Genomic DNA, 12,819 nt, shown 5'->3' with positions numbered 1-12,819 from the left:
AAATTTTTTGGGACTATACATTTCGAACTTCAAACCGATAAATTTATTTATGTTACTTAAACATAATTACTATAATGAGAATCTACACATCTTGGGGGGTATTTACCCTTATCGGCGCAATCCCATTTATAGTGCACAAGTTTAACCTCATTCCCAATGATCTATACCTCGGTTCTGTCTATATCTACATCCTCTTACTTTTAACCCTTTCAGCAGTCATGACGATCTTCCTCGCAAGGTCTTCAAAAGACGAAAGAAGGGGGCTGTTTCTTTCACTGCTAGGTTTCCTCTCCCTGAATATCTTCGCTGTAACTACAGTTGGACAGGCTGTTTGGACCAGAGGTTACTTCCTTCTGACACTCGATCACCTCAAATATTTTATACCAGTCTCGTTGGTGGCAAATTTTCCTGTAATAAGCTTTTTAATCTGGAAGACTGTAAGAGAAGCCCGTTACCTTGACGTGAAACACTTCGTCCTCCCTGTTCTTGCTACCACCATCATGATCATTTTGCTTGTCACGTCATTTAGAGGTATAGCAGAATTTTCTGATTACCTTTTGGTCGGAAATTTAATTTGTGACATAATTGTTTTATCATTACTGCTGATTTTCCTTTCTGAATACTTCAAAACGGAGACCCTTACGTATTACGGGTTTCTATCTGGGTATTTCTCAGTAAAATACGTTGTGGACTATCTTATCTTTCTAAAAATTCTTGAAGTTTCGGGATTTGATCTCACCATATTCCTATATTTAGCCGCTTCAACACTGATGTTCTCAGGAATCAGACATATCTACAGCAAAGAAGTGACCTTTCTGAGTTATTATGAACTTGACTCGGAGAGAAAGAAGTACGCTGAACTATATGAGAAGGTAAGGGAGCTTCAGGAGATTCTCAGGTTGACAAACAGAATGCTCCGGCATGACATCCTGAACAAGCTGCAGATTATATCAGGTTACATAGAGACCTTCATGATGACCAAAAACGAATCTTTGCTTGAAAAAGCATTAAAGGCTGTAAAAGAAAGCAGCGATTATATAGAGAAGATCAGAGAACTCGAAAAAATAGTAATAACTGAGGGTGAGGGGCTAAAGCCCATAAACGTCAGAAGGGTAGTTGAAGACGTGGCAAAGTCCTACTCTGTCCCAATAAACATAAACGGTTTCTGCTTTGTGATGGCAGATGAGGCGTTACATTCTGTTATGGATAATATTATCTCGAACGCAATAAAGCATGGAAGAACGGAGAAGATTGACGTATGGCTGAGTGAGTTTGAGGATGAAGCGGAGATAAAGATTGTAGATTACGGATTGGGAATTGAACCAGAAATAAGGAGTGAGGTTTTCAAAGAAGGTTTTAAGTTTGGTGAGGATGCGGGAACAGGCTTGGGACTATACATCGTCAAGAAGGTTGTTGACCGATATGGTGGAAAAGTCTGGATTGAGGATACTAAGCCGCATGGTGCAACCTTTGTGATAAGGTTAAAAGCCGCGAGAAAAAGTCTGATTAGCGATGATGAAAGGGCCCCTCTGACTCGTGATGAGGGTTTTGAGTTCTGAGCTCTAAATCTGCTCTAAATCTGCTCGATAAGAGTGTTACATGCCTCAACAATTTTTTCATTTGCTCTTCTAATCACTTCAAGCGGATTTTTACCCTTTGTCCGGACATAAAGGTGTGGTTCTCCCACGAGAGGATGGGGGATGTTGTACCTCGCCACAATCACGTCTTCATCTTCCAAGAGGTAGTGCTGGAGAAGATTGAGATACGTGTGTCCCTCTCCCCTGAGTACCAGCTTTACGAAGTCGTCCCCAATCTCAACGATCTTAACCTCCATTTTACCACTCACCCTTTCCATAATCACTCGATATTTTCCTCTTCTCAACCCTACCGCAATCAGGGCATTTAAGCATGTCGCCCTCTCGGATCATCTCACTTCTGCATGTGCTGCAAAGAGCCTTCAGAACACCCATATCCTCCTCCTTTGTTGATAGCCTTAGATTGTCGCCAATAACTCTCGCCTTGACTATGTCCAGATAACCAACCGCCTCCGAGATGTCTTTCACATACTTCTCATCAACATTGGAGATATGGAGCAAGCCAAGACTGCGAGTGGTGAGAGTTCTCTCCTCTCCCTTCTTACTAACAACCTCGACAAGAGCCATAGTATTCCTGACATCAACAACCCTGCCAAGTACAACGTCACCCTTCATAACTTCAGGGATATTGGAAAAACTCTCAACGCTTGCCACCCTATCTTTTATAACGAGATAACCAGCAACCGCTGCAAAAAGCTCTCCATTCTCCTCGTAAACACCTCTACCCTTGATGTATTCTTCTGTTGATCCTACTCTATCCCCCGGCATTACAATTTTCATATTTCTCAATCCTGAATACCTCTACGGGTATATATTTAAATGCTTTTTCATGGAAAGAATAAGTTTTTCTCAGCGGAATCGAAAACATCCATACGTGTGTAACCCTGAATCCATTCTTTAAGGCCATTTTTCTGACAAAATCCACGCTGCCTGCTGAATGCACGCTATAAACCACCTTAGAAATCTCGAATGCCTTTTTTAGAAAAGGCCTGTCAGCATGCCTTTTCTGGATTCCAAAAGGGGGGTTCATTATAACCGTCCCCCTTACTTTGGTTTCCAGTCTCCGAATGTCCGTACGCACAAAGTCCACATCTGTGTTAACCTCCAAGGCGTTCTTTTTTGCAATCTTCAAAGCTTCCAAATCAATATCAAACCCAATAGAGTAAGCACCAAGCAGAGATGCAGCTATTGCAAGAACCCCTGTTCCGCATCCAAGGTCAAAAACGGTATTTAGGTCACCGTTAAGTCTGGCATTTACAGCAATAAAAGCAGCAAGGCTTGGGGGAGTTACATACTGCTCAAGCTGGATTTTAGGACTTTCAAAACCCTTCAAATTTTCAAGGATTATCTCCAGCTCCCTCTTCTTCATCCGAAAATCCCGTTTTCAGAAACCTCTTAACCTCATCCACGTCAACCTCCGTATCAACGCAACCTGTCTTTTTGAGGGGGATACACTGGTGAGGCACACCCTTCATTGAAAGCCTCTCACTCGCCTCGCAGAGTTCAGGAACGCACGCAACACCAAGAGTTGCAAAGCTGTCCAGCTCAGCTACCACCTCTTTCAGTATTCTATAAACCATACTTCCGCCCGGAACTATGTAAATGTGCCTGTAACCGAGACTTTCAGCAAACTCCACTATTTCTGCAACATCGCAGGAGCCGCATTTTTTGCATACATAACCTTTTTCGGTAAGCTCCGCTTGGCAATTCTTTGAATTCCTGAGGCACTGAGGCAAAAATATGACTCTTTTGGAAGGAGGCAAATTTTCCCAATCCTTTCTGTATGCTCTGTTCTTTACTATGATGTATACGAGGTCTGCAAGACCCTCGTCCTCTCCCAGAATCTTGAGTGCTCCTTTTATCGCGTTCTTAGAGCTTAAATCTGCTCCCATCGAGATGAGCCTTGATATGATTTTGTCTATCATTCGTTTGAAATTAAGTGCTGAAAATTTAAGTTTTGCCCATTCTTTTTCTTGAAACCCCCACTCCTACAACTATGACGATCGCCATCACCAAAACCAACACACCCCAGTATTTCTCCAGCCACGGTCGCTCTTCAACCACTAAGTATCCATAAACACTATCCTCAACATCCTTTCCAGCCTGATTTTCTGCTTCCCACCTGATTTCCACTCTGTACTCCTCATTAGGAATAACATCTTCATCAACATCAACGTAGAAGCTGATGCTGAAGGATTCACCTTTACCCACCCTCTCAAGGAAGGCTTCAGGCATCTTAACCCTCAATCCAGGGCTTGGAAGGAGTTTGAAGTGAATGTCCTCTGCATAACCGCCCGTATTCTCAACTTCAAACTTGACTATGTTCTCACCATGATATACAGTGGGTTTGTTTGTAACAACAAAATACGGATCATCTCCAAGATTTAAGACAATATATCTGCTTTCCTGTCTTTTTTCAAGCTTCTGAGTGTTAAGTATGTAGCTCAGGTTCAGATTCCAGACCTTATTACCGCTTAACGCATCATCGTCCAAGGAGTAGGGAATCTGCACTCTCACAACACCACCTGCTGGTAAAGTTCCAACAACAACTTCCTCCCTACTCAGATCAAATTCGTCAGGAGCCTCAATTTTTATTTTCAACTGGGAAACCGGATTTAGGTGGGTGTTCATGACTGCCAAGTCCAGAATTCCACGTCCTCTCTGGATTTCAGGATTTTCAGGTATGATCTCAACCCTTCCACCGAGATTTTTAATCTCAACTGACAGATTTATCTTCCTGCTCTCTTCAACAAGTTTACCCTCATCAAAGTAAGTGTAGTGTGCCACAACCTTGAATTCCGTTTCATTCTTTGCAAAAACGCTGAAATCAATCTGCACTGAAGAGGATGGTGGGAGAGATGGGACATAGAGTTCCGACGGACTAACATCTTCAAAACCCTCAATCCTGACAGTCAGACTTTTCATCTCCCTCAATCCTGTGTTAGCAAGAAGGATTGACAGTCTGTTGAAGTTTCCGCTGTAAATTTCCGGCGTCAGCAGCACAGCCATTAAATCGGGTTTTAGCACCTCAAGGACTTCTACCCTTATTTCAAACTCCTCTGACTCTTCGGTGTAGTCGTACTCAGCTGTGTAGTTGCTCCCATTCCAAACAACATCTACACTTCTAACCCTCTCGTACTTGACCTTCAGCTTAACAACGCTCTCTCCAGAGAATGTTGCAGGCACAGACACGAGAAATGGCAAAGTAACACTCGCCGAAGGTGGAAGAGACTGGAGGTAAATTTTGCCGCTCTTGACGTCGAAATCCTCACTCACAAGCCAGATTTCGAGGTTGTAAGCTGTTAAGGTCGCATTCTGAATAATTTCTCTCTCCAAGCTCCCACCCATTACGTTTTCGGGCTTTGCAGTGTTCATCAAAACAATTCTGAGTTCGTTAATTTCTCCTGCCTTTAAAATGGTGTTCGTTGAATAAGCTGCCAGTTCCGGCTCATCCTCTGCCTCCACGGCCAAAGCAGTCTGAACTGCAATAAGAACCAGAAAAACTGCAAAAAATTTTCTAAACACTTGAACCACCTCCCATTACTTTTTTCAGTGCTAAAATAGCTCCTGCTACGCTCATAAGTGTGTATACCGACAAAACAACAATCTGTGGAAAAATCACCTCTACTCCGTTCCCCTTTACCATCACCTCTCTGAAGGCGATGTTGGCATAGGTAAGAGGAACAAAGTAGGAGATAGTCTTCGCCCCTTCAGGCATGCTTTCGAGCGGATAAAAAAACCCAGACAGAAAAATACTAACAAGACCAAAGATCATTGACGCCTGAATCCCCTGAAGCTGCGTTTGAGATAAAGCTGAGATGATCAACCCAACCCCTATCGTTCCCGTCAGGAATAGAAACTGGGTGAAAAGGAGAAGGGGCAAACTGCCCCTCACCTCAACATCGAAGGCGTAGTGGGCGAGTGCGACGACTATAAACACATCAACCGTTATTAAAGCTGTTATCGCCAAGAATTTTCCTATTATTAGGTCAGAACTGCTAAGCGGTGTGGAGAAAATCAGCTCAAGTGTCCCCTCCTCCCTCTCCCTCGAAATCGAGCTTGATGAAAGAATTAAAGTCAGCATCTGAATCACAACACCAATGATGGCTGGAGCGATGAAGTCTATCATCCTCGATTTAGTGGTGAATACAAACCTCTGCTCCACCTCTAAGCCTCCAAAAAATTTCTTAGAGAGGCTTGCAGTCATGGCATTGATTTTTGAAATTGCTGTTGCCGCGACGTTGTAGTTAGACTCGTCAACGTAAACCTCTATAGCCTTGTTGGTATTTTCCTGAAATCCTTTTGGAATGTAAATTCCCGCATGGACTTTGCCGAGCCTTATCAGTTCCATGAGCTCACTTCTCGTTGCTGTGAAGTAGGATATGCTAAAGGTATCGGTGCTGTGGAGCGATGATATGAGCATTTCGGAAAGATCACTGCTGTCTTCGTCAACAACAGCCACCTTGATATTCTTAACCTCTCCCGAAAAGGCGTAGCCGAAAAGAGAGACAAGGATTACTGGCTGAAGTATCAAGATGGCAAGCAGCCTTTTTTCTCTGAAAATAACCTTTATTTCCTTAACAAAAACACCAGAAACCCTTTCCAGCATTTTCACTCCTCCATCAGCCTTAGAAAAACGTCCTCAAGACTTGGCCTTTTAATTTCTGATTTCAAAACCTTAATTCCGGCCTTTTCCAGAATTGAGATGATCTTAGGTAACTCTGACGGTGCATCTTTGACAGAGATGGAAATTTGCCCGTTCAAAGAGACATCGTAATACTTGGAGAGGATTCTGAAACTGCCTTTCATATCCTCAACCCAGAGCATTACGGTCTCTTCTCCAGCGAATCTCTTTATCTCCTCAGGACTTCCTTCAGCAATTTTCTCACCAGCTCTCATCATAACGATCCTCTCGCACCTCTCCGCCTCGTCCATGTAGTGTGTAGTAACAAGAATCGTCTTTCCAGCATCCTTTAATCTCTGGAAGTGCTCCCAGAAGTTCATCCTCAAGGGTGGATCAACGCCAGCGGTAGGCTCATCAAGAATTAAAAGTTCGGGGTCGTGTATCATCGCACACGCAAGCATCGCTCTCTGCTTCATACCACCACTCAGGTTCCTGACAAGCCTGTTTCTGGACTCTTCCAGCTGAACGAGCCTAAGCATCTCTTCAACTCTCTCCTTAGGATTCTTCAAACCGTGAAGCGAGGCGAAAAACCTTAGATTCTCCTCAACGGTGAGATTGAGGTAAAGAGGCGAATGCTGTGGCATCCATCCCACAGAGGAGGCATAGTTTCTGATCTCACCCTCGTAGGGAACCATCCCGAATATTGCTCTTATGGTTGTGGTCTTTCCAGCACCGTTCGGTCCGAGAAGACCCAAAATCTCTCCCCTCTTTACTGAGAGATTCAGGTCTTTTACCGCTAAAAATTCAGCGAATCTGACTGTGAGGTCTGAGATTTCCAAGATGTTCACTTTTACACATACACCATTAAACTTAATAAATCTGTTGTCACTAAAGTTAGTGAATGAATGAAGCTGTTGAGATACTGAAGGAGATAGGTCTTTCAGGTTATGAAGCCTCTGCATACGTTTCACTCATTTCCCTGCAGGAAGCAACTGCGAGAGAGATAAGTAAAAGTGCAGGAATTCCGAGAACAAAGGTTTACGAGGTTCTTGAGAGGCTAATCGAGAGGGGCTTTGTTGAAGTCCAACCCGGCAGTCCAGCGATCTACAGGGCGATTGAACCGTCTAAGATTATAGATAGTTTGCAGAGAGATTTGAACGATAAACTCGAAACGGCTCGCAGAAAACTTGAGCAAATAAGGGTTGAGAACACTGGCAAAACTCAGCATGCGTGGGTATCAAGGGGAATCTGGGCAGTAAAAAGCAGAATAAGAGAGTTTATAGAGGAGAGAGATGGAGAAATTCAGCTCTTTTTGATAGACGGTGACCTTTCCTACGTACTGAGGGAAATAAACCGTCCTCACAGGGTTTTGCTTTATGAGAAGGTGGCGGTTCCAGAAAACGTCAAGAATTTCAGAATTGTAGACAGAGATAAGCTCATGAGGTCGGAAGACAGTTTTATTTCAAAATTTGCTCAGATTCTGGATGGTACGAATGCTGCTGGTGTAGAAACAAGCCCCAAGCTACTTGCAATATCAGACAATAAGTCTCTTCTCTGCTTTGCTGAAAACAGGGAAATTTTCTCCATTACGATAAACATTCCACTCGTGATAATGCTTCAGAAAAAGGTATTTTCGGTGCTTTATGAGGAATACAGCTACTAAAAAGTATCTTAATATCCTGCATAACTTCCTCAACCCTGCACAAATCTGGATGAACAGAAAAAGCTCAAACTAATACTGCAGCTCACCATTGATAAACTTTCTTGAAATCTCGGTTTTTGGGTTTTCAAAGAATTCCTCGGTTTTTGAAACTTCGACAATTCTACCCGAAAAGATGTGGGCAACTCTGTCAGACAGTCTTCTGGACTGAAACAGGTTATGGGTAGCTAAAATTACTGTTGTGCCCTTCTTCGATATCTTTTCTATTACCTCCTCAACAATTGTTGCATTGACCAAATCCAGATTTGCTGTAGGCTCGTCCATTATCAGCACTTCTGGATTGATAGCTATAGCCCTTGCTATCGCCACCCTCTGCTGTTCCCCACCAGACAGTCTTTTAGCATTGTATTTCTCGAACCCTTCAAGATTTACGAGTTTTAAAGCTTCTTTAACCCTTTTTTCAATCTCTTTTCTGCTGTATTTCCTGATTTTCAGACCGTATGCCACGTTTGAGTAAACGCTGCCGCTGAACATTACAGGCTTCTGAAAGACCATGGTTATTTCCCTCTTGCGGCTATCATTGGCAATTTCTCCCTTGTAATAATACTTCCCACTGTCCGGCTTCTCAAGCAAGGCAAGAATCCTCAAAAGGGTGGTCTTACCAGCTCCACTATGACCGACGATAGCAAAAATTTCTCCTCTGTCTATTCTGAGGTTAACGTCTTCAAGAGCTTTAACGCTTCCATAACTCTTCGAAACGTTGTGCAGTTCAATCAAGCTCTCACCAGCCTTCTCTGAAGCAAATTTGAAAGTAAGCTAACGGCAAACACAATGGACAGGAGTATTATTCCGAGTGCTATTGCCATGTCTATTTCCCCACGGGTTGTGTACATCTGTATTGCAGTTGTAAGGACTCTTGTATTCAGAGCGCTATCTCTTACAAAGATGTTTCCTCCGATTATTATCGCAATTCCAAGTTCAGCCACTGCCCTATTGAATGCTGCAATGAGAGCGAGCAAAATTCCACTTGCAGCCTCCCTTATGACGGCAATTGAAGCATCTATATTGTCCGCACCGAGTGTCAGAGCAAGTTCCCTTATTTCTCTCTCGATAAGCTCTACAGAGCTTGCAGCGAAGCTAACGATAATTGGAGTAATCAAAACCGCCTGTCCTATGCTTATCCCTATCTCGGTGTATATCAGACCAAGAAATCCAAATGGACCAGTTGGGGCAAGCATAAGATAGAGGATCAGACCGAGCACAACTGTTGGTATGCCAAGTAATGCATTGAATAAGCCCTTCACGACATTTTTGCCAAAAAAATTGAATAATCCTATGGCAACACCGATTGGGAGGCTCCAGAGTGTTGCAAGAAGCGTAGCAAAGCCTGAAACTCTCACAGACCTCACTGCAATATCCATTATATCTGGATTTGCTGTGAGTATCAAATGTAATGCTTGCTGGATTCCAGATATTATGAGCTCCATGGCACTTCAAAGAAGCTCAGATCGGATTTATATCTGTAGTCTTTTGGACACTCGGTCATAACACCGTCATCCTGAATGAATCCGTATTTGACTATCCACTCATATGTCGTGCCACTGCCATCTCTCAAAACACCTACGATCGGATAAAACAGAGGCATACCATATTCCTCTAACCCATACTCGCCTATTATTTTCTGTCCCTCTTCACTTGTCAACCACTTTGAAAGCAAAATAGCCCCCTCGTAATCTTTGTTAAATTTCTCAGGATTTGTGATAATTATACTATAGATGTTGATTAGTTCCTCCCCCTCGTTTACGAGCACATCAAGATCAATCAGACCATCTTTCTTGTATTTGAGATACGTCCCTATATCGGACAGTGTATAGGCTTTGGTGTTACTTGTGTAAAGCAAAGTTTTTCCCATCCCAGTTCCTGTTGCCCTGAACCAGCTCTCATTTCTAAGCTCCTCGTATTCAAAACCCGCAGCCTTCCACAGAGATTCCTCTTTCACATTTGTGCCTGAACCGTCATCTCTCGAAACCCATATAGCCCTTCCCTCTCTCCCGGCTTCAACGATCTTCTTCAAAGCTTCCGTTGGGCTCATTCCCTTGATGCCTGCAGGATCGTTGCTTGGCCCAACAATAACAAAGAAGTTGTATGCGAAAACTTTCCTGTTCACACCATAACCGTCTTTCATGAACTCAATCTCCTTGCTCCTTGCATGAACCATTATCGCATCAGCCAGTCCGTGCTTTGCATCCTGTATTGCTGCCCCAGTTCCCTTCGGTATGAATCTCAGGGTTATCCCGGTCTCCTCTTTGAAGGCGGGAGCGATAGCATCTTCCAGCAGTCCGGTGTCGTAGAGACTGGTCGTCGTTGATATTGTTAAAACTCTCTCCTTTGGAGTCATAAAATACCATGCTGCTGTAATCAGTATGACAGCAACGAAAGCAACTACCTTCTTCATGGTTTCACCGATATGTTTCACTATGCATATTGAATTAAAAGTTTTCTAAAAATTAGCTCGTAGCAAAAAATTTCGATTACTAATCATAATAGAAAAATTGGTGTAAACTTAGAACATCCTGTAAACCTTAACCTCTCTCCCGTCTTCCTTATCAACGCACACTACAACTTTTCCGATGTGCACGGGTTCTCCGTCAATCTGAATCTTTTCTGTAACCTCGCCCCCCTCTACTATGTCTATGCCATTTGTGTGGCCTGCATAAACACACTCTTTGACACAGTAGAGTGTTGAAATTTGTTTGTCTGGGATAATCTCCCAGATCACATCTCCATTTTTTGATATCATACTCAGCTTAATGCCGTCATATACAGCAACGAATTTATCTGATACCGATATAAGTGGCTGTCGGCAGCTGTACAACATCTCAGCTTTTCCGTTTACAGCGTACACACCATTAGCGTTGGACACATAAAGCTCATTTTTGTGTGTCAAAATTTTGTTAGCAGATATATTAAGTTTCAATTCATTGAGATACAGAGCTCTGGAAGTTCCGACTACTGCTCCATTCCACATTATCAGATCCTTAATGGATCCATCAAGGTCTCTCTCTTCAACAGTTCTGCCATCCACGTCCATGACGTGTAGGGTTCCGTTCAGCCATTCGGAACATGCTGCAACTCTGTCTGTATCTACGGCAACAGCAACTATGTCTTCTGGACGTTCCCAGCAGCCAACGATGCACAAGAACTGTTTGTACCAAACAAGCTCTCCGTCCAGCGTGAACAAATACACTTTGCCGTCCATGAAATCTGTTCCTATGGCAACGTACTTGTCGTTGATATCGGCAGATATTACGTTAACGTCAGTGTACGGGTCTCTGTAGTAAGTTGCTGTCAGCTTTTTGCTCCATAGAATTCCATCGCCATCGAAAACATGTATCCAGCCATCGCTGCATCCCACTGCAACCAGATCGTCTCTGACTTCGATGGTCTTTATCTCTCCTTTACACCTGTATCCGAACATACCGATCAAAAAATTGGAAAAATTAGATCTTCGGTGCCCATTCTGGCAGTCTGACCCATGCAATCGGTCCGAAGACGTAGTAGGACAGGATGAATCCAAGTACTATGACTATCGAAGCACCGATGAAGAACGTAGCCCATGGCCTTGCACCGAACTTTACGAACTCTCTGAACCTCGTAGTCATACCGATGCTGAAGAACGTGAATATGAACGTCCACGTTCTCATCGTCTTTATCGGTCCTATGAGATTTGGCTTCATCGTGTGGAGATAGGTGTATGTGTCCACTGAACCAACAACGGCAGTTATCAGCAGGGATGCCGCGAGGAAACCGATAACGAACTTTGGAAATCTCCACCATATTTCCATAGCTGATGGTCTCGCACCAGTCTCTTCCGCCTCCCACCTCGTGGTTGCTACTATGGCCATCACGAAAGCCCAGAGACCGATCCAGATGTCTCTCCCTATGACCTTCATCAGTGTGTATGCCCACAATGCAAGGTCACGGGCGTCAGCACCTCCAACGGACTGTGAAATGTGGGTGGCATACCATGTTCCGTACCAGTCAGCAGCGGCAAATCCAGCAGCATCGGCAAACTCTGATGTACCGATCCACGCTCCGGCAACACCAGGGTGCATTGGTGGAGACATTGACATTGCAGCTATGGGCAGAAGGAATATTGCCACGATAGCCATGATGATGACTGCCGCAATTCCAAGAACGTAGTCCTCTTTCTTTGCCCTTACAGCTGCTGCCATTGCGATTGATGCAGAAACTCCGCAAACCGCACCTCCTGCACCGAGAACGGCAGAGGTTCTCTTATCAAGACCGAATTTCTGTCCCAAGTAGAAGATTATGAGAAATGCCGCTATTGCCACTGTTGCTGCCTGTCCGATAACATATGGGCCGGCCATGTAGATCAGCGAGAATGGCAGGGTAGCACCGAGCAGGACGATACCTGTCTTTATATAGTATTCGACTCTGAAGCCCGCATCCATCCATTTCGGAAACTTGAAGACGTTGCCGAGTATTAGACCGAGAATGACGGCGAGTATTGGTGGTTCGATGTTGTAATTGTGTGCTGTCTCGTTTGCCGCTACTAAGAATATTAAAATTGACACAATGTACACGAATATGAACGACGGCAAGAACTCGCTTACTTTGAATCCAAGTATCTTGCTGCTTATCGTGAACACCACTGCCCAGAAGAGGAAGTTAACCACGTATCCTGCCCAGTTGGCGGAGTAGTAGGCTGCCACCTGATCCCACGAAGTCCATTTTCCAGGTGCAGAAACGGCGAGGGTCTTCAGTATGGGCACGTTGTTGGTGTAGTAACATGCTAATGCTATTCCCAGCACGATGAATGCCATCCACACAGCCCACCAGTCCTCTGTCTTCCAGAGCGTCTGTACACCCCTAGCAACCTCTACTCTTTCACCCTCATCCGACATAAAAACACCTCA

14 protein-coding genes are annotated in these 12,819 nt (G+C 44.0%); 2 read left to right on the top strand and 12 right to left on the bottom strand.

The window, feature by feature from the left end:
* Positions 1 to 74 precede the first annotated feature (74 nt).
* The gene (locus BP688_RS11300) at positions 75 to 1,559 is read left to right on the top strand and encodes a sensor histidine kinase (RefSeq protein ID WP_290597317.1); all 1,485 of its coding nucleotides are present in this window, start codon (positions 75 to 77) and stop codon (positions 1,557 to 1,559) included.
* A gap of 14 nt (positions 1,560 to 1,573) precedes the next feature.
* On the opposite strand, the gene BP688_RS11295 is transcribed toward BP688_RS11300, so the two are convergent.
* From BP688_RS11295 to BP688_RS11265, 7 genes are read right to left on the bottom strand one after another with little or no spacing between them, the layout of a single operon-like run.
* The gene (locus BP688_RS11295) at positions 1,574 to 1,834 is read right to left on the bottom strand and encodes a DNA-directed RNA polymerase subunit L (protein ID WP_290597318.1); all 261 of its coding nucleotides are present in this window, start codon (positions 1,832 to 1,834) and stop codon (positions 1,574 to 1,576) included.
* 1 nt (position 1,835) lies between these two features.
* The gene (locus tag BP688_RS11290; RefSeq protein WP_290597319.1) at positions 1,836 to 2,375 is read right to left on the bottom strand and encodes an exosome complex RNA-binding protein Csl4; all 540 of its coding nucleotides are present in this window, start codon (positions 2,373 to 2,375) and stop codon (positions 1,836 to 1,838) included.
* Positions 2,350 to 2,964 carry an METTL5 family protein gene (locus tag BP688_RS11285; RefSeq protein WP_290597320.1) on the bottom strand — a complete coding sequence of 205 codons (615 nt, stop codon included), beginning with the start codon at positions 2,962 to 2,964 and terminating at the stop codon, positions 2,350 to 2,352. The genes BP688_RS11290 and BP688_RS11285 overlap by 26 nt, the downstream gene beginning before the upstream one ends.
* Complete coding sequence (locus BP688_RS11280; protein WP_290597321.1) at positions 2,933 to 3,520, bottom strand: DUF116 domain-containing protein; 588 nt, start codon at positions 3,518 to 3,520, stop codon at positions 2,933 to 2,935. Before BP688_RS11280 ends, BP688_RS11285 begins: the two co-directional genes overlap by 32 nt.
* Before the next feature lie 25 nt (positions 3,521 to 3,545).
* On the bottom strand, positions 3,546 to 5,120 hold the full coding sequence (locus tag BP688_RS11275; RefSeq protein ID WP_290623842.1) for a COG1361 S-layer family protein: 1,575 nt from the start codon (positions 5,118 to 5,120) through the stop codon (positions 3,546 to 3,548).
* Complete coding sequence (locus BP688_RS11270; RefSeq protein WP_290597322.1) at positions 5,113 to 6,204, bottom strand: ABC transporter permease; 1,092 nt, start codon at positions 6,202 to 6,204, stop codon at positions 5,113 to 5,115. The genes BP688_RS11275 and BP688_RS11270 overlap by 8 nt, the downstream gene beginning before the upstream one ends.
* Before the next feature lie 2 nt (positions 6,205 to 6,206).
* A complete protein-coding gene (locus BP688_RS11265) occupies positions 6,207 to 7,067 on the bottom strand; it encodes an ABC transporter ATP-binding protein (RefSeq protein WP_290597323.1) in 861 nt (286 codons plus the stop codon).
* Between the two features lie 53 nt (positions 7,068 to 7,120).
* Here BP688_RS11265 and BP688_RS11260 point away from each other — a divergent pair, with 53 nt between their 5' ends.
* Positions 7,121 to 7,882, top strand: a complete 762-nt coding sequence (locus BP688_RS11260; RefSeq protein WP_290623840.1) for a TrmB family transcriptional regulator — start codon at positions 7,121 to 7,123, stop codon at positions 7,880 to 7,882.
* A 69-nt stretch (positions 7,883 to 7,951) separates the two neighbouring features.
* Here BP688_RS11260 and BP688_RS11255 read toward each other — a convergent pair whose 3' ends face one another.
* From BP688_RS11255 to BP688_RS11235, 5 genes are all read right to left on the bottom strand, one after another.
* A complete protein-coding gene (locus tag BP688_RS11255; protein ID WP_290597325.1) occupies positions 7,952 to 8,656 on the bottom strand; it encodes an ABC transporter ATP-binding protein in 705 nt (234 codons plus the stop codon).
* Positions 8,653 to 9,366, bottom strand: coding sequence for an ABC transporter permease (locus BP688_RS11250; RefSeq protein WP_290597326.1), 714 nt, complete (start codon positions 9,364 to 9,366; stop codon positions 8,653 to 8,655). Before BP688_RS11250 ends, BP688_RS11255 begins: the two co-directional genes overlap by 4 nt.
* A complete protein-coding gene (locus BP688_RS11245; RefSeq protein WP_290597327.1) occupies positions 9,354 to 10,334 on the bottom strand; it encodes an ABC transporter substrate-binding protein in 981 nt (326 codons plus the stop codon). The genes BP688_RS11250 and BP688_RS11245 overlap by 13 nt, the downstream gene beginning before the upstream one ends.
* Before the next feature lie 108 nt (positions 10,335 to 10,442).
* Positions 10,443 to 11,357: a hypothetical protein gene (locus tag BP688_RS11240; RefSeq protein WP_290597328.1), complete on the bottom strand. Its 915-nt coding sequence runs from the start codon at positions 11,355 to 11,357 to the stop codon at positions 10,443 to 10,445.
* A 22-nt stretch (positions 11,358 to 11,379) separates the two neighbouring features.
* Positions 11,380 to 12,807 carry a YeiH family protein gene (locus tag BP688_RS11235; protein ID WP_290623838.1) on the bottom strand — a complete coding sequence of 476 codons (1,428 nt, stop codon included), beginning with the start codon at positions 12,805 to 12,807 and terminating at the stop codon, positions 11,380 to 11,382.
* Positions 12,808 to 12,819 lie beyond the last annotated feature (12 nt).

Source organism: Archaeoglobus sp. UBA230, assembly GCA_002507545.1.
In the GTDB taxonomy this organism is placed as follows: Archaea; Halobacteriota; Archaeoglobi; order Archaeoglobales; family Archaeoglobaceae; genus Archaeoglobus.
This window is presented reverse-complemented; position numbering and strand designations above follow the sequence as displayed.

Bases quoted from the DNA above. Each gene is read 5' to 3' on its own strand.
- BP688_RS11300 (WP_290597317.1), top strand. From the start codon at position 75: ATGAGAATCTACACATCTTGGGGGGTATTTACCCTTATCGGCGCAATC.
- BP688_RS11295 (WP_290597318.1), bottom strand. From the start codon at position 1,834: ATGGAGGTTAAGATCGTTGAGATTGGGGACGACTTCGTAAAGCTGGTA.
- BP688_RS11290 (WP_290597319.1), bottom strand. From the start codon at position 2,375: ATGAAAATTGTAATGCCGGGGGATAGAGTAGGATCAACAGAAGAATAC.
- BP688_RS11285 (WP_290597320.1), bottom strand. From the start codon at position 2,964: ATGAAGAAGAGGGAGCTGGAGATAATCCTTGAAAATTTGAAGGGTTTT.
- BP688_RS11280 (WP_290597321.1), bottom strand. From the start codon at position 3,520: ATGATAGACAAAATCATATCAAGGCTCATCTCGATGGGAGCAGATTTA.
- BP688_RS11270 (WP_290597322.1), bottom strand. From the start codon at position 6,204: ATGCTGGAAAGGGTTTCTGGTGTTTTTGTTAAGGAAATAAAGGTTATT.
- BP688_RS11260 (WP_290623840.1), top strand. From the start codon at position 7,121: ATGAATGAAGCTGTTGAGATACTGAAGGAGATAGGTCTTTCAGGTTAT.
- BP688_RS11250 (WP_290597326.1), bottom strand. From the start codon at position 9,366: ATGGAGCTCATAATATCTGGAATCCAGCAAGCATTACATTTGATACTC.
- BP688_RS11245 (WP_290597327.1), bottom strand. From the start codon at position 10,334: ATGAAGAAGGTAGTTGCTTTCGTTGCTGTCATACTGATTACAGCAGCA.
- BP688_RS11240 (WP_290597328.1), bottom strand. From the start codon at position 11,357: ATGTTCGGATACAGGTGTAAAGGAGAGATAAAGACCATCGAAGTCAGA.
- BP688_RS11235 (WP_290623838.1), bottom strand. From the start codon at position 12,807: ATGTCGGATGAGGGTGAAAGAGTAGAGGTTGCTAGGGGTGTACAGACG.